The following is a 15,941-nucleotide window of genomic DNA, read 5'->3' as shown; positions in this document are numbered from 1 at the left end:
ACTATCCGTCATGTATGCGCTCCGCCACGCCGTCGGGACGGACCCCGGCCAGCGCCGTGAGGCGAACGAGGACTCGGTGTACTTCAACGAGCGCCTGTACGCCGTCGCCGACGGCATGGGCGGTCACGCGTACGGGGAGGTGGCCAGCTCCATCGCGGTGGCGGTGCTGGCCGAACTCGACGTCGACGCCGACGACCCGCTGTCCGCGCTGGCCGGCGCGACCAGGGAGATCGCCATCCGGCTGACCGACCTGGCCGAGGAGAACTTCGACATGCGCGGCATGGGCACCACGCTCACCGCGCTGCTGTGGGACGGCGAGCGGTTCGCGGTCGGGCACATCGGCGACTCGCGCTGCTACCTGGTGCGCGAGGGCGAGCTGACCCAGCTCACCCGCGACCACACCATGGTGCAGGCGCTGGTGGACGACGGGCGGATGGCCGCCGAGCAGGCCGCCGAGCACCCCGGCCGGTCCATGCTGATGCGGGCGTTGCAGGCGGGCAGCGCGCACGACCCCGACCTGTTCTTCCAGGAGGTCGAGGCGGGCGACCGGTACCTGATCTGCTCGGACGGCCTGTCCGACGTGGTGACCTCGGCGGAGATCGGCGAACTGCTCACCGCCGAACCGGACGGCGACCAGACGGTGCGGGCGCTGATCGCGGCGGCCAACGCGCGGGGCGGGCCGGACAACATCACGTGCGTGCTGGTGGACGTGGTGCCGGCGGGCAACTCCGCGTGGCTGCCGAAGTGGCTCCAGCGCTGAGTCGGCTACACCGCTGAGAGGCCCAGCAGGTCGTCCAGCGCCTGCCCGCCGGTCGGCGTGAGCGCCACGGCGCGTCCCGTGCCCACCTTGCGGATCCAGCCCTGATCGAGGAGATGGGCGCGGATGTGCGCCCCGGCCGCTCCGGCGAGGTGCGAGCGGCGTTCCGTCCAGTCCAGGCACGCCTTGCCGATCGGGCGGCGGGTTCCGGTGAAGTCCGCCCGCAGATTGTCGGCGAGCCAATCGATGCCCTCCGGGGTGACGGTCAAGGCGTCGGCTTCGAGGAGTCCCCGCGCGGTCATGGCTTCGGTGATGGCCACGCCGAGGCGTCCGGCCAGGTGGTCGTAGCAGGTGCGGCCACGGGCGAGCGCGGCCGACGCCGTGGACGCCCTCAGGGAGTGCCCGGACGGGGTCGGGCCGACGTACCCGAGCAGGTGTTCGAGGAGGTCGGCTTCCCGCTGCCCGGCCAGTTGGAGGTAGCGGTGGCGGCCCTGGCGGCGTTCGCGCAGGAGCCCGCCCTCCACCAGGCGGGTCAGGTGCTCGCTGGCGGTGGAGGGGGAGACCCGCGCGGCCTTGGCCAGCTCGCTCGACGTCCACGCCCGGCCGTCCAGCAGGGACAGGCAGAACAGGGCGCGGGTGCGGTCGGCCAGCAGCGCGGCCAGGTTCGCTACTTCGTCGGCGGCCATGAGGCCCATTGTGCGCTCTCGACACTTCGGCGTGCGCCGAACCGTCCGGCGGCTAGCGTGGGCCGCATGGACCACGACGTGCTACTCGACCCGGCCTACACCGTTCCCGCCGTGCCCTACGCCTCACGGGGCGTGGCCTGGCTGCGTTCCCACGTGGTGCGGTTCAGCGAGGGCGCCGACCGCGAGCGCCGGCGGGCGCTCACCCTGGACCTGCTGTCCACTGTGGACTTGGATGCGCTGCGCCGGCCAGGCAACGCGGTGGCGAAGCTGGCCGAGGAGCTGGGACTGCCCCGGACGGTCGTCGCGGACGTGTCGGTGATCGCCCGGTCCTACCAGCCGCACACGTCGGCCGGCGCGGCGGCGGACGACGCCGTGGCCCGGTTGGTGGCCGCGTGCGGTGGCGCGTGGGACGAGGTGACGGCGGCTCGCATCGGGCTGCTGGTGCAGGCCAGTGCGGCGACCGAGGCGATGATCGCCGGACGGGTTCCGCCGGTGCCGGTGACCCGCCGGATCGCGCCGGACGGCGCCCTGGTCGAGGTTGCGCTGGACGCGGCGCCGTTCGGCGCCGGGCGGCACGAGTGCCCGGCGCGGGCCCACGCGTCGGCCTTGGCCGAAGGGACGTTCCACTGCCTCCACGACGGCCCGGGACCGTTGCTGCTGCCCAACGCCTGGGACTTCGCGTCGGGGGCGGCGCTGGTGCGAGCCGGGTTCGCGGCGATCGGCACGTCCAGCCTGGGCGTCGCCGCGGCCAACGGCATCCCGGACGCGGCCGGGTTGGCGCGCGAGGAAACCCTTGCCCTGGCACGGAAACTGGTCCGGCTGCCGGTGCCGGTGACGGTGGACGTCGAGGCCGGGTTCGGCGATGTGCGCGGGGTGGCGGCGGAACTGGCGGACCTCGGCGTCGCGGGGGTGAACATCGAGGACGGCCGCGGCGAGGGGCTGGCCGATCCCGTGGAGCAGGCGGAACTGGTGCGGGCGTTCAAGGAGACCGCGCCGCACCTGTTCGTCAACGCCCGCGTCGACACGCATTGGCTCCACGTCGACCAGGGCAGCACGATCGAGCGGGCGGCGCGGTACGTCGACGCGGGCGCGGACGGGATCTTCGTGCCCGGCCTGCCGGAAGACGAGATCGCGCAGGTCGTCGCGGCGGTGCCCGTGCCGTTGAACGTGTTGGCACAGTTGAACATCCACCGGCTCGCCGAACTGGGCGTGCGGCGCGTCAGCACCGGTTCCTTGCTGTTCCGGGCCGCCCTCCAGGCCACCGTGACGACCGCCCGCGCGGTGCGTGACGGTGAGCCCGTGGGCGAGGTGCCCGGTTATGACGAGGTGCAGGGGCTGGCCGGGAGCTGACCGCGACGACCCAGGGCCCGGGGCAACGCCAGTGCGAGCGCGAGAATCGCGGCGGACACCAGCGACACACCGCCGAACACCCACGCCGCATATACGCCGTACGCGGCGACCTCGCTGCCCAAGCCCGCGACGGACGTGACGGTCGCCCGCGCCGGCCCGGTGATCCGCTCCTGCAAACGGGTTTCGGCGACCACCAGCACCAGCCGGTACAGCCCGTAGAAGACCGCGACCGCCGCCAGACCCGCCGGGTGGCGGAGCAGACCCGCCGCACCGAGCAACACCGCCGACACCGCGAGCAGACCGCCGAGCGGCAGCCGGCTGCCACCCAACGCCGCCCCCGCCGCGCCGGCCAACGGGATCGCCAGCACGGCCAACGGGACCAGTCCGACCGGCACGTCCCACTCCCGTGCCAGCAAAGGGAAGTACTCCTCCAGCGCGTCCACCCCGGTGAGGAAGGCGACCACCAGGACGGCCCGGCGCACGGCGGGCACGGCAGCCGTCTCCCGCAGGCCCGAACGCAGGACCGCCAGGTAGTTCTCCGGTTCGCCGCGCGGGGTCTCCGGGAGCCGCGCCGCCACCACCGCCGCACCCAGGCACATCGCCGCGCTCACCCACCCGACCAGGGCGTAGCCACCGGACGAGTACAGGAAGGTCGCCGCCACGGCCGCCGGGATCTGCGCCAGCAGGCCGACCGCCGTCACGCGCCCCAGCACCCGGCCGAAGCAGTCGGCGGCACCGACCGCCGTCAGGCCGTCGTGCAGCAACGCCTCCAGCGCACCGGAGGCGAGCGCGCCGCCCAATCCCCACAGCACGAAACCGCCGGCGAACGCCCAGAAGCCGGGGGACGCCGTCCACAGCGCGTAGCCCAACGCCTGGGCCACTCCTGCGGCGACCAGCGCCCAGCGGCGGGAAAAGCGGTCGGCGAGCGCGCCGAACGGCACTTCGGCGACCACCGCGACCGTCGACCAGATCGCGAACAGCGCGGAGATCTGCCCGTCGGACATGCCCGTGTCCGCGAACAGCAGTGCGTACATCGGGTAGATGGGCACGATGTCGGCCAGCAGCGCCCATCCGACGACGAGTCGGGACAGCGGCCGGGCCGGGGGCGGAACAGGGCGTCAACCGAAAGGCATGGCGCAGGGTAGCCCGACCCGCCCGCCCGCTCCACGTGATTAACGGCGGTCGGGTCCGGTCCGGTCGGTCGCGTGCTCGACCTGGCCACGACACCGCGCCGGTCGCGGGGACCATTCGCGCGCGGCGAGATCCTCGCGACCGGCGCGGGGTCGTTCTACCGACACCGCATCGAGTGGAATAATTCGGTAGCGGATTAGTCGTAGGGCATTCCGCCGAGCGGGCCGGACGCGATCCCGGCGGCGGTGGTGAAGAAGGCCACCACCAGGACGGCGATGAGCACTCGTCCGATTCGCATGTGCGCTCCAGTCACGGAGTCGGAGGGAATTCAGGCAAATTCGGCGCCGCGGCTACCGTGGCAGTGGCGAGTGAAACGCGGAAGTGATTGCGGTGAACAACCGGCGAACTGTGCGAACGCCTGGTTGATTTGAAATAGCGAAACATCTTGTTAACCTGCTGTTTGCCTTGTATTCTCTCCGTGTGCGTGCCGTCACCCTGCGACTCGTAGGCCGCGAGCGTGAGCTGGCCCGCCTCCTGACCCGGGTCGACGACCTGGCCGAGGGGCGGGGCGCCGCGCTGGTCGTCGAGGGCGAGCCGGGTATCGGCAAGACCGCGCTGGTCAGAGCCGTCTGCGAGGCCGCCGCCGCGCGCGGGTTCCGGGTCTGCAAGGGTGCGGGCGACGAACTCGGCCGCTCGCTGCCGCTGTTGCCGCTGCTCGACGCGCTGTCCACGGCCCGCTCCGACCCCGGCGCGAACGCCACCGCCGAACGCCTGCTGGCCCGCGTGGACGATTTGTGCGCGATCGGCCCGGTGGTGCTCGTGGTGGACGACCTGCACTGGGCGGACGCCGCGAGTGTGGCTGTCTGGAAACGGCTCGCCCGGCTCGTTCCGCAGCTACCGCTGCTGCTCATCGGCATTCTCCGGCCGCTGCCGCGCCGCGACGACCTGTCCGCGCTGCGGCACGGCGTCGAACGCCTCACCGTGCCCGAACTCCCCGACGCCGCGGTGTCCGAACTGGTCGGCGTGCTGGCCGGCGGCACACCGGACGAAGCGCTCGCCACGCTCGCCGCCGACGCCGGCGGCAACCCCCTCTACCTGGTCGAGCTGGTGGAAGCCCTGGTCCGGGGCAACGCGATCGAGGTCGACGCCACCGGCACCGCCCGGCTCACCGAGACCGACCTGCCCGCGTCGCTGTCCGCCGCGATCGCCGACCGGATCGGGTTCCTCAGCGACGACGTGCGCCGCGTGCTGGTCGCCGCCGCCCTGCTCGGGGTGGGCTTCCCGGTCGCCGACCTGGCCGCCGTGCTCGGCCGCCGGGTGGTCGACCTGCTGCCCGCGTTGCAGGACGCGACCGTCGCGGGCGTGCTGGAGGACCGCCCGGCGGGCCTGTGCTTCCGCCACCCGCTGGTGCGGGCGGCGCTGTACGACGAGGTGCCCGAGTCCGCCCGCAGCGCCTGGCACGGCGAGGCCGCGCGGGCGCTGGCCGAGAGCGGCGCGGGCGTCGACCGGGTCACCCGGCAGCTCCTCGCCGCCGACGACCACGTGCCCGACTGGGTGGGGCGGTGGCTGGATGAGCACGGCGCGACGCTCGTCGCGCACGCCCCCGAGGCCGCCGTCGACCTGCTCGGCCGGGTCGTCGTCACGCCGAACGCCACCGCACGGCGCGGTGTGCTGCTGGCACACCTGGCGGAGGCCCGGTTCCGGCTCGGCGACCACCACGGCGCGGAAGCCGTGGCGCTGGCCGGACTCGAACACGGCACCCTGGTGGACCTGCACTGGACCCTCGCGCAGTGCCGGGCCATGACCGGGCGGTCCGCCGAGACGCTGGCCGACCTCGACCGCGCCCTGACCGGCCCCGACCTCACCGAGGGCGATCGCGCGCGGCTGCTGGTGCTCGCCGCCCGCGCGCACTGGCACGAGGGCGACCTGGACGCCGCCGCACGGCTCGCCGACACGGCGCAGGAGATCGGCGACCGCTGGGCGACGAGCTGGGCGCTGCACGTCCGCACCATCGTGGCCATGGCGCGCGGTCGGATGGCCGAGGCGCTGCCGCTGTTCGACCGGGCGCTGGCGGTGGCCATGGGCGACCCGGCGACGGCCGACCTCCGGCTGCTGTTGCAGATCAACCAGGCCGTGACGCTGGGCGAGCTGGACCGGGGCGAGGAGGCCATCGCGTCCGCGAGCGTCGTCCGGCACGCCGCCGACCAGGTCGGCAACATCGTGCGGCTCGCGCAGGCGCAGAGCGCCCTCGGGCAGCTCCTGCTGGACGCGGGCCGGTGGGACGAGGCGCTGGTCGACGTCGACCTGCTCGCCGACGACCTCAAGCACCCCATGGTGTCCCGCTGGATCACGGCGTGGCGGCCCTGATCCACCTGCACCGGGGCGACGCCGAGGGCGCGCGTCGGCACCTGGACGCGGCGGGCGCGGGCGTGGAAGGGCACGTCGTCGGCCCGCTGGCGCTGGCGACCGGCATGGCGCTGGAGCAGGCGGGCCGGCCGCGCGAGGCGCTGGCCGTGCTGGTCGAGGGCATGGCGTCGGTGGAGGACCTGCTGCCCGACGCCGTGCGGCTGGCCGTGGAGCTGGGCGAGGACGCGTCGGCGGCGGTGGCCCGCGCCGAGCGGCTGGCCGCCGAGATGGACGTGCCGCACCGCCGCGCGTCCGCCGCCTACTGCCGTGCGCTCGTGGCGGGCGACCCGGTCGGGTTGCTGCACGCCGCCGAGGAGTACCGGGTGGCGGGCCGTCCGCTGCCGCGGGCCAAGGCGCTGGGTGCGGCGGCCGTCGTGTTCGCCTCGGCGGGCGACCGCACGTCCGCCCGCGCGGCGCTGAGCCACGCCGTCGACCTGCACACGGCGCTCGGGGCGGACTGGGACGCGACCCTGCTGCTGGCGCGGCTGCGGGAACTCGGCATCCGGCGCGGCCCGCACGCCAAGCACCGGCGGGCCACGCACGGCTGGGACAGCCTCACCCCGATGGAGCTGAAGGTCACCGAGCTGGTGGTCACCGGCCTGTCCAACCGGCAGATCGGCGAACGCCTGTTCCTGTCCGGCCGGACGGTGGCCACCCACGTGTCACACGTGCTCGCGAAGCTCGGCGTCCGGTCGCGCACCGACATCGCCCGCGAGGCGGTCCGGCACCGCGTGGGCTGACCGCGAGCGGTAGCGCAGCGGCAGCAGGAACCACCAGAAACCGAACCACAGCACCAGTCCCGTGGTGATCCACACCGCCGGCCACAGGCCCAGCACCACGTCCAGGATCAGCAGCAGCGCGGTGGCGAGGGCCAGCTTGAGCAGCACCAGTCCCGCCAGCAGGAGGTGGCTGGACGTGCGCACCAGCTCGTTCTTCAGGCGGCGGCGGAACACCAGCCGGTGGAACGGCGCGGGCGCGATCAGCAGGGCCGTGGAGGTCGCGCCGAGCACCAGGCTCAGCACGTAGATCTGTAGCTGGAACGCGCTGAGCGTGCCGAACCGCGGGGTGAAGGCCAACGTCAGCAGGAACGCCAGCAGTAACTGCACACCGGTCTGCGCGACCCGCATCTCCTGGAGGATCTCCGCGTAGTTCCGGTCGTTGCGCTGGGCAGGGGTCTCGTTGCGCTCTGAGGCGTTCCACTGGTCGGTCATGGTTCTACGGTGCTCTCCGCACTGGTGCGGAGACATCGGTCGGCATACGGAGGTTCTGCGCGGTGGGCGTCGTGCCCGGCGCGTTCGCGGTCGGACGCTTCCCCGACGCTCAGCCTTGCTGGAGCGCCCTCGCCACTTGTTGGAGCGTGCTGCCCCGGTCAGAGCGCCTTGGCGAGGTACAGGGCGATCTCGCCTTCGGCGGGCGTGCCCCGGTAGAGGGTGGTGTCCAGGCCGCAGAGGGCGAAACCCATCCGCTGGTAGGCCCGGATCGCCGGCACGTTGACGTTCGACGTCTCCAGCCACGCCGTGCGGGCGTCGTTCGCCCGTCCGTAGTCCAGCGCCAGTTCCACCAGCCTGCGGCCGATGCCTCGGCCGCGGTGGCTCGGGGCGACCGTGACCTGCCGCAGGACCAGCCTGCGGTGCCAGCCGACGATCTCCAGCGAGACGAATCCGCGCAGCTCGTCGTCCACGGCGACGAAACCGTCTGTCGGCAGATCATCTTCGTCCGGCGGGTACACCTTGACCAGCGGAGGGTCGACCGGGACGGGTTCCAACGCGAAGCCGAGCGGGTTCGACACCACGTCGAACACGGTGTCCGTGGTGAACGAGTCGTCCAGGGCGAGGAGGTCGGCCGGCGTCATCGGGCGGTAGCGGAGATCCACCTCCCGATAGTGCCTCAGCCGCAGGCGGCGGCGCGGTCCAGCAGGAGGGTGCGCTCGCGCTCGTTGCGGGTCATGGCGGCGGCCCGCTCGAACTCCTCACGCGCCTCGGCGGGGCGGCCGAGCTTCGCCAGCAGGTCGCCGCGCACGCTGGGCAGCAGGTGGTAGCCCTTCAGGGCGGGCTCGTCCACCAGCTCGTCCACCAGTTCCAGGCCCACCTCCGGCCCGAACGCCATGCCGATCGCCACCGCGTGGTTGAGCGCCACGATCGGGGACGGCGCCACCAGCGCCAGCGCCTCGTAGAACCCGGCGATCAGGGTCCAGTCGGTCTCCTCGGGCGTGCGGGCACGGGCGTGGCACGCCGCGATCCGCGCCTGCAGCGAGTACGGCCCGCCGCCCGCCTTCTCCAGCGCCGCCAGGCCGCGCCGGATGAGCAACTGGTCCCAGCGCGCCCGGTTCTGCTCCATCAGCAGCACCGGCTCGCCGTTGGGGCCGATCCGGGCCCGTGACCGGGACGCCTGGATCTCCAACAGCGCCACCAGGCCGTGCACCTCGGGCTCGCGGGGCATCAGGCCGGCCAGCACGCGGGCCAGCCGGAGGGCGTCCGCGCACAGCGCGGGGCGCATCCAGTCGTCGCCGGCGGTGGCCGAGTAGCCCTCGTTGAAGATCAGGTAGATGACGCCCAGGACGCTGGCCAGGCGGGCGTCGCGCTCGTTCTCGGCGGGCACCTCGAACGGCACGTTCGCCTTGGCCAGGGTCTTCTTCGCCCGCACGATCCGCTGCGCCACGGTCGACTCCGGCACCAGGAACGCCCGCGCGATCTCGTCGGTGGTCAGGCCGCCCAGCATCCGCAGGGTCAACGCGACCTGCGCCTCGGTGGACAGCACCGGGTGGCACGCGGTGAACACGAGCCGCAGCAGGTCGTCGTCGATGTCGCCCACCGCCGAGCCGGCGTCGGGAGCGTGGTCCTGCTCCTGGCCGCGCCCGATCTCCTCCAGCTTGCGCTGGTAGTTCTGCCTGCGCCGGATCTGGTCGACGGCCCGGTTCTTCGCGGCGGTCATCAGCCACGCGCCCGGGTTGCGCGGGATACCCGTCTCCGGCCACTGTTCCAGGGCGCTGACCAGGGCGTCCTGGGCCAGTTCCTCGGCCGTGCCCACGTCGCGCACCATCCGGGCGAGACCCGCGATCAGCCGTGCCGACTCGATCCGCCAGACCGCCTCGACAGCACGACGCGCATCGGAAGCTGTCATGATCTGTCATCAGATCAGCTTCCGACGCGCGTCGGCAAGGCGGGGTGTCCGCCGGTCACTCGCCCCGCTGGGCGGCGACCTGCTCCCGCAGCTTCTCCTCGTGGTCCACGATGTCCTGCGGGGCCTGGAAGTCCTCGATGGAGAAGACCTGGCGGATCTCGATCTGCGACTCCTCGCCGGTGGGGTTCGGCACCCGCTTGACCCACTCGACCGCTTCCTCCAGGGACTTCAGCTCCAGCAGCCAGTAGCCCGCGATGAGTTCCTTGGTCTCGGTGAACGGACCGTCCACCACGGTCCGCTGGTCGCCGTTGAAGTACACCCGGGCGCCCTTCGCGCTGGGGTGCAGGCCTTCGCCGGCGAGCATCACGCCCGCCTTCACCAGCTCCTCGTTGAACGCGCCCATCTCGCGGAGCATGTCGTCGCTGGGCATGACGCCGGCCTCGGAGTCCTGAGTGGCCTTGACGATCACCATGAAACGCATCTTCGTGTCCCTTTCGGAGTGTTGACGTGCTTATCTTTACTCGGCGGTGAGGATTTGTCAGACAGTTCGGGGGTCAGCGGCGGAACGCGCGGCCCAGCGTGAACGACCCCGGCCCGAGCACCGCGATCAGCAGGAACGCCCAGCAGTAGACGGCCGCCAGCTCGCCCATGTTGTGCAGGGGCAGCAGCCCGGTCGGCTGGTGCACGACGAAGTAGGCGTAGGCCATCGCGCCGGAGCACAGCACGGCGGCGGGCCGCGCCGCGACGCCGACCAGCACCAGGACCGAGCAGACCAGTTCGAGCACGCTGCCCCACCAGCCGGGGAACGACCCGAACGGGACCGCTGTGCCCTGCCCGTCGATGCCGCCGAGCAGACCGAAGCCCTGGAGGCCGTGGCAGGCGAACAGGAAGGACACCACGACGCGGAAGGCGGCGAGCACCAGGTTGTTGCGGCGGGTGGTCTTGTCGGTGGCGCGGTCGGCGGCGGTCTGGGGAACGGTGGTGGTGGTCATCTCTGCGGTCCCTTCTCGGTCGTCTTGCCAACGCGACGATCGGGGGGACCGCTGGATCGACACGGACCTCGAACTTTTTTCAAAGTTTCTGTTTCCGCAGGTCAGCGAGGTACTGAGAAACACGATCCGCTCGGCGGGCAGGCTGGCTGCGGGTCGCCGTCGACTGCCGGCGCGAGCCCGTCGCGCACCAGCCCATGGCTCAGCGCGGACCGAGCGGTCGCGTCGACGCAGCTTCAGAGGGCGCTCACTGGCTCCAGTCGCCGATCACTGGTGGTGCGGTGGTTTCGTTGGCGCCGAAGACTTCGTCCGGGTCGGCTTCCACCAGGTACGAAGGGGTCTGGTGTTCGATGTCCTCCTCGCCCCGTGCGCCGCCTGGCCCCACGCCGGCCATGCCGGGGATGCCGCCCGGTCCTCCTGGCGCGCCACGGCCGGCACCCGTCGTCGCGCCGGCCGGACCACCGCGTCCCGTGCCGCCTGTGGTCGACCCGGCGCCCGGCAGGGCACCTGTCCCGGCCCCACCGCCCGGGACACCGGATCCGGCCCCACCACCCGGTACACCGGGTCCGGGCACGCCGCCACGGAAACCCTTGGCCGCCGCCGCGCCGCCGGGGATGCCGCCCGACCGGCCGCCGCCGGCCTTGCCGCCACCGACCCTGCTCGCTGGAAGGCCGAGCCCGGCTCGGCCGGAGGCGGGGACGGCAGTCGGCAACGGCCCACCCGGACCGTTTCCCGTGCCGGGCGAAGGAGCGTGGCCACCGACCTGCCCGACGCCGGTGCCGCTGGTCTGCGTTGTGCCACCGGTGTTGCCGCCGGTCGGCCCGACCTCCGCCTTGTGACCACCGGGCGGCGCGGTGGTCGTGGAGGTCTCGGTGGTGCCGCCGACGGCCGGGACCGGCGCGGACTTCCGGCCGCTCGGGTCACCCGAACCCGGCGGCGTGACGGGGTCGGGCTCGACACGTTGTGCCGGGGCGACGGGCGCGGGGGCGAAGGCGGGTTGGGCGGCTGCTGTCTGTGCCACGGTCCGGTCGTAGGTCTCCACGACCCGTGCGGCTTCCCGGTGGTCCTTCTGCTGCTGCTCGAACGCGGCCCGGTCGGCAGCCGCCTGCTGGGTCAGCAGGATCGGATCGGTGATCGACATCAGCCGGTCGTTGGCCGCCCGCACGTCGAACGGCACGGCGGGCGGCGGAGGCACGGTGTTCTTGGCGTCCGTCAGCGCCCGCGACTGCTGGGTGAACAAGGTGCCCGCCAACTGCGCCGACACACCGGTCTCGCCGGCACGGTTCCCCATGTCCGCCAACGCCTGCCGCGCCCCGTCGCCGGCCCTGCCCACCCAGTCGGCCTCGCTGTTGCCGATGGCGGTGGCGATGGCCTGGTTGAACGTGGCCAGCTTGTTGCCGAGGTCGGTCCACACGGTGCCCATGTCGCCGACCTGGCCGGGATCGACGCCGTGGTGCACGCCGTCGTACAGGTCCTGGTGCGGGATCGCCTGGTAGTAGACGGCGGGCTGGTCCGGTGCGGACCGGGTGAGCACTCCGTCCTTCAGTTGCGCCGCCTGCCGGTCCAGCAGGTCGTCGACTCGGCCCGGATTTATCAACTCGCCGATGTAGGGGCCGAACGGCCCGTACTGGACCTCGTGCTCGCGATCGACCCGCTCCTGCAGTTCGCGACCCGTGCGGGCCTCGGTGTGCCGGTCCAGGTGGTAGCGGCCGTACACGTCCGACGGCTTCCCCGGAGGTCCCTGGTTCATCTCCCTGCCCCTTCCGGCTCGGTGCTACGGCAGTCTCGGTTCGACCCACTGGGCCACCCGCAACGCGATCGGGCACGGGTCCTCGCCGCTGCTGGTCGCGTTGACCACGACGTCTACTCGCGACTGCTCGGTGACGCCCAGGTAGACGCCGCAGCTTCCGGTGCTCGCGTCCGGCAGTTCCTTCGCGGGCCGGTCGCCGACGGTGATCTCCTTGATCGTGCCGCCGTTGGGCAGCACGCCGGCGAGCCCCACGTTGGTGCGGATGGCGAGGATGAAAGTGGCGGTTCTGGGCGAGAACGCGCACGTCGTCGCCGTTCCCAGGCGACGCGCCAGGGGTTCCTGGCGCAGCGTTCCCAGAGCACCTTCGGCTTCGGCCCTCGTGACCAGGGTGCACGGATCGGTGCGCTCCAGGAACTCGCTCGGGTCGGCAGTGCGCGACGTGCTTCCGGTGACGCCGCCGGGAGGGCTGCCGGTGGCGCTGACGGAGGTGGTCGAAGCACGCCGGGCTACGCCGGAAACCGTTGTGCCGCAGGCGGTGACGGCGAGCAGCGCGATCATCAGGCCGGCCAGGCCCCGTCGAGAGTTCACTGGTGCTCCCCGGTCGGTCAAGCGCTGAGGGTCGTGCCGCCGATGGTTTTCAGGCTTTGTGCGCGGTCTTCGTCGGTGGACTGGTAGCGGTCCATGGCCTGCTGCACGTCGGTGCGGAGTCGGGCCAGGTCCTTCGCGAACTTCTCGACCGCCGGGAGGAACCCCTGCACGGGGTCGCTGGCGATCGTTGCGAGGAACGGCTTGTAGACCTCCGCCGCGGGTGTCGTTCCCAGCGGAGGCTCTTGGCTGAGCACGGCGGCATCGGCCAGCGCCAGTTCCGTCGCCAGTGACATCTCGTCGATCGCGCCGAGGAGGGCCGCGCCACCGCTCGGGCTGATGACGAAGCCGGCCGCGGTGGCCGCGCGGAAGCCGTCGACCGCGGTGGACATGCCGCTCAGGCCGGCGAAGAACCCGTTTACCGCCATGGTGATCTCACTCCCCTGGAGGACACCTGATCTGACGCTCGGTACAGAGCTTGTGACAAAGCGTGATGGCGCGGTCCGGTGGGTCGGATGCGTGGCCCCCAACGCCCGTTCCCCGTCATTCGGGTGAATCCACGAGACGGGCCAGGTGCCGGGTCAAGGTCGCCTGGTCGGCCGGTGTGTAGGTGGCGGAGAGCAGGCCGTTCCGGTCGGCGCCGGGTATCACCGCGTACCGCCCGACGTCCGTGTCGAGGTAGTTCAGCGTGCCGAGGTCCGTCCGGCCCGACGTCACGGCGAAGTAGCCCGCGCCGAGCCGGGGGCGGCGCAGGATGTCGTCCACCACTGCCCGAGACGGGCGGGCCGCGGGTTTGAGCCTGGTGGTGAAGCGGAACTCCGAGAAGTCCTCGTCCGCCGGGGGAGCCGTGGCCGACACCGTGACCGACGAGCCGGGGCCCGGCGGGACCGGCGGCAGCAGGTCCACCAGCGCCCGCACGACGGTGTCCGGGTGGCGCTGCTGGAACGCGATCGACTCACCGCGCCGCACCGCGAGGACACCGTTCCGGTCGTCGGCTACGGCCAGCGCCACCGGCGCGCTGCCTCCCGACGTGCCGACCAGCGCGACGGCCACGCGCCCCCCGGCGAACAGGCGCAGCGACTCGACCAGCTCGGGCGCGAACTCGTCGCCCCGGACCAGGTCGCGCGCCACCAGGTCACGGTGCACGGCGGCCACCACGGCCAACCGCTCGTCGCGCGTCGATCCGTGGTGGCCGATGGTGAACGGGAACCGGCGCACGTCGATGCGCAGCGCCTCGCCGATCGCGTCCAATTCGGCGAATGAACACACGATCTCCCTCGCCACCCGGGAACCCCGCCTTCCCCCTCGGCCGGGAGCCATATTGGCAGTGGCGGGGGGAGAAGTCGTCCGACCTTCTGCGGATTTCGCGGAGATATAACCGGTTGGGGTACGCGGTCGGCGCGGATAGCGACATCCGCCCTGGATAGGGCTAACGCGGCGCGGTTGTCTGCCATACGGAAACGCTTAACTCGATCGGCGGACGACCAATCGAGTAGAGCGCTTCCGCGAAGTGGTCGAATTCCATCGGGAACCGAATCGTGGATCGATGCATCCGGCCGGCGGCACGCCTGTGTCGCAGGTCGGCGAGCAGCGGGGTCGGCTCGTCACAACCGGTTGGGCCGGCGTCGGCGGGTCGGACCGTCACGCCGGCCGGTCGGCGTGGGCGAGAGCCGACGGGGTCTGCCGGCCGACGATGGCCGGGGCCTCGCGGATGAGGGCGTCGTCCTCCACCGCCTCGACCATGAACCGGGCGTAGTCCACGCGACGGGTCAGGTTGCTCGCGAGGACGGGGTCGCCCACGTGCCTGCTCCACACCGGCAGGCCCTGGCTGTCGCCTTCCTCCAGGTCGCTGCCGCGCACGACCGTCCAGTCCGTGTCGCTGGCGAAGATCCTCCGGCACGCCTCCACCTGGTCGTCCACGTCCACCACGCGGACCGCCTTCGCCAGCCACCCGAACACGGCCGCGTACACCTTGAACTTCCGGGAGTACACGTCCTTCCCGTCACGGGTGATGTGCCAGCCGCAGGAGAACACCAGACGGGCGCCCGGACGTGCGTGGTCGAGCACCGCCTGGGCGGTCCCGGAGGCGTAGTGGTTCCTTCCCCACGGCACCAGCACGGTCAGCACGGCGTCGCACCCGGTCACCGCCCGGGCGATGGCCGCGCGGCCGTCGGTCGCTCCGGGGATCACCGTGATCCGTCCCTCGAACTCGGCGAGCTTGGCCACGCTCTGCTCCCGGCACACACCGACGACCTCGTACCCGCGGTCCAACGCGTGCCGCACCAGGTAGCGCCCGAGCTTCCCGGACGCGCCGACGACGCACAGCCGCTTCCCCGTGCCCGACGCCCCGGTTCCGTCCACAACGATCGGTTCCACAACCATCTCCTCGGCTCGCGACGGCCTGCCCTTACGCCGTAAGGTACAACCTTGCAGTGTAAGGTTGTCAAGTAGCGCAAGCACCGCAGACAGGAGAACCGCGTGGCCCCGGAGCCGGCCGACCCGCCCCGCCGAAACTCGCTCAGCAAGGAGGCGGTGCTGCGCACGGCGGTCGCGATGGCGGACGAAGCCGGCACCGGTGTGCCGAGCATGCGCAAGCTCGCCGAGCGGCTCGGCGTCGAGGCGATGTCGCTGTACCACCACTTCCGCAACAAGGACGTGATCCTCGACGGCATGGTCGACCTCGTCTTCGGCGAGATCGAACTCCCCTCGGACGACGTCGACTGGCGGACCGCGATGCGGCAGCGGGCAGGCTCGATGCGCGGCGCGCTGACCCGCCACCCGTGGGCGATCAGCCTGATGGACTCACGGACGAACCCCGGCCACGCGACCCTGCGCCACCACGACGCCGTGATCGGCCGCCTCCGGTCAGGAGGCTTCTCGATCCCGGGCGCGGCCCACGCGCTTTCCGTGCTGGACAGCTACATCTACGGGTTCACGCTCCAGGAGCTCAGCCTGCCGTTCGCGTCACCCGCCGACCTGGCGAACGTGGCGGGCTCGATCCTGGAAAAGCTGCCCGGCGGCGAGTTCCCACACCTCACCGAGATGATCGCCGACCGCGTCCTGAAGCCCGGCTACGCGTACACCGAGGAGTTCGACGTCGGGCTGGACCTGATCCTCGACGGGCTACAGCGAAAGCGCGAAAGCTGGCGGTGAACCAAGCGCTCTCC

At 72.2% G+C, this 15,941-nt stretch carries 17 protein-coding genes; 5 read left to right on the top strand and 12 right to left on the bottom strand.

The genetic code is table 11. The features are described from left to right. Positions 1–10 precede the first annotated feature (10 nt). Positions 11–760, top strand: a complete 750-nt coding sequence (locus ACQPZF_RS36720) for a PP2C family protein-serine/threonine phosphatase (protein WP_433265008.1) — start codon at positions 11–13, stop codon at positions 758–760. 5 nt (positions 761–765) lie between these two features. Here the strand turns inward: ACQPZF_RS36720 and ACQPZF_RS36715 are convergent, their stop codons facing one another. Beyond that, the gene (locus ACQPZF_RS36715) at positions 766–1,443 is read right to left on the bottom strand and encodes an ArsR/SmtB family transcription factor (protein WP_433265006.1); all 678 of its coding nucleotides are present in this window, start codon (positions 1,441–1,443) and stop codon (positions 766–768) included. A gap of 66 nt (positions 1,444–1,509) precedes the next feature. On the opposite strand from ACQPZF_RS36715, the gene ACQPZF_RS36710 reads away from it, so the two are divergent. After that, positions 1,510–2,793: an isocitrate lyase/PEP mutase family protein gene (locus ACQPZF_RS36710; RefSeq protein WP_433265004.1), complete on the top strand. Its 1,284-nt coding sequence runs from the start codon at positions 1,510–1,512 to the stop codon at positions 2,791–2,793. Here ACQPZF_RS36710 and ACQPZF_RS36705 read toward each other — a convergent pair. Then, a complete protein-coding gene (locus tag ACQPZF_RS36705; protein ID WP_433265002.1) occupies positions 2,760–3,827 on the bottom strand; it encodes an MFS transporter in 1,068 nt (355 codons plus the stop codon). The genes ACQPZF_RS36710 and ACQPZF_RS36705 overlap by 34 nt on opposite strands. Positions 3,828–4,404: 577 nt before the next feature. Here ACQPZF_RS36705 and ACQPZF_RS36700 point away from each other — a divergent pair. After that, entirely contained in the window at positions 4,405–6,291 is a 1,887-nt protein-coding gene (locus ACQPZF_RS36700; RefSeq protein WP_433265000.1) for an ATP-binding protein, read from the top strand. After that, a complete protein-coding gene (locus tag ACQPZF_RS36695) occupies positions 6,279–7,070 on the top strand; it encodes a LuxR C-terminal-related transcriptional regulator (RefSeq protein WP_433264998.1) in 792 nt (263 codons plus the stop codon). The genes ACQPZF_RS36700 and ACQPZF_RS36695 overlap by 13 nt, the downstream gene beginning before the upstream one ends. Here the strand turns inward: ACQPZF_RS36695 and ACQPZF_RS36690 are convergent. The 10 genes from ACQPZF_RS36690 to ACQPZF_RS36645 all read right to left on the bottom strand — a co-directional run bounded on the left by ACQPZF_RS36690 (position 6,993) and on the right by ACQPZF_RS36645 (position 15,150). Further along, on the bottom strand, positions 6,993–7,541 hold the full coding sequence (locus ACQPZF_RS36690; protein ID WP_433264996.1) for a DUF6328 family protein: 549 nt from the start codon (positions 7,539–7,541) through the stop codon (positions 6,993–6,995). The genes ACQPZF_RS36695 and ACQPZF_RS36690 overlap by 78 nt on opposite strands. A gap of 158 nt (positions 7,542–7,699) precedes the next feature. Further along, positions 7,700–8,203 (bottom strand): GNAT family N-acetyltransferase, encoded by a 504-nt coding sequence (locus ACQPZF_RS36685; protein ID WP_433264994.1) that lies wholly within the window; start codon positions 8,201–8,203, stop codon positions 7,700–7,702. A 14-nt stretch (positions 8,204–8,217) separates the two neighbouring features. Further along, positions 8,218–9,450, bottom strand: a complete 1,233-nt coding sequence (locus ACQPZF_RS36680) for an RNA polymerase sigma factor (RefSeq protein WP_433264992.1) — start codon at positions 9,448–9,450, stop codon at positions 8,218–8,220. Between the two features lie 55 nt (positions 9,451–9,505). Next, positions 9,506–9,931, bottom strand: coding sequence for a YciI family protein (locus ACQPZF_RS36675; RefSeq protein ID WP_433264990.1), 426 nt, complete (start codon positions 9,929–9,931; stop codon positions 9,506–9,508). A 73-nt stretch (positions 9,932–10,004) separates the two neighbouring features. After that, on the bottom strand, positions 10,005–10,442 hold the full coding sequence (locus ACQPZF_RS36670) for a DoxX family protein (RefSeq protein ID WP_433264988.1): 438 nt from the start codon (positions 10,440–10,442) through the stop codon (positions 10,005–10,007). A gap of 244 nt (positions 10,443–10,686) precedes the next feature. After that, complete coding sequence (locus tag ACQPZF_RS36665; RefSeq protein ID WP_433264986.1) at positions 10,687–12,189, bottom strand: hypothetical protein; 1,503 nt, start codon at positions 12,187–12,189, stop codon at positions 10,687–10,689. A 24-nt stretch (positions 12,190–12,213) separates the two neighbouring features. Beyond that, positions 12,214–12,777 (bottom strand): DUF3558 domain-containing protein, encoded by a 564-nt coding sequence (locus ACQPZF_RS36660; protein WP_433264984.1) that lies wholly within the window; start codon positions 12,775–12,777, stop codon positions 12,214–12,216. A gap of 17 nt (positions 12,778–12,794) precedes the next feature. Further along, positions 12,795–13,202 carry a hypothetical protein gene (locus ACQPZF_RS36655; RefSeq protein ID WP_433264983.1) on the bottom strand — a complete coding sequence of 136 codons (408 nt, stop codon included), beginning with the start codon at positions 13,200–13,202 and terminating at the stop codon, positions 12,795–12,797. Between the two features lie 115 nt (positions 13,203–13,317). Continuing rightward, positions 13,318–14,058, bottom strand: a complete 741-nt coding sequence (locus ACQPZF_RS36650; protein WP_433264981.1) for an ESX secretion-associated protein EspG — start codon at positions 14,056–14,058, stop codon at positions 13,318–13,320. Positions 14,059–14,415: 357 nt separating this feature from the next. Then, positions 14,416–15,150 (bottom strand): NAD(P)-dependent oxidoreductase, encoded by a 735-nt coding sequence (locus ACQPZF_RS36645; RefSeq protein WP_433264979.1) that lies wholly within the window; start codon positions 15,148–15,150, stop codon positions 14,416–14,418. 102 nt (positions 15,151–15,252) lie between these two features. On the opposite strand from ACQPZF_RS36645, the gene ACQPZF_RS36640 reads away from it, so the two are divergent. Then, positions 15,253–15,927, top strand: coding sequence for a TetR/AcrR family transcriptional regulator (locus ACQPZF_RS36640; protein WP_433264977.1), 675 nt, complete (start codon positions 15,253–15,255; stop codon positions 15,925–15,927). Positions 15,928–15,941 lie beyond the last annotated feature (14 nt).

Source organism: Actinosynnema sp. CS-041913, from assembly GCF_050942485.1.
Classification (GTDB): domain Bacteria; phylum Actinomycetota; class Actinomycetes; order Mycobacteriales; family Pseudonocardiaceae; genus Actinosynnema.
The sequence above is the reverse complement of the archived record's forward strand: the minus strand, read 5'-3'. Positions and strand labels throughout refer to the sequence as shown.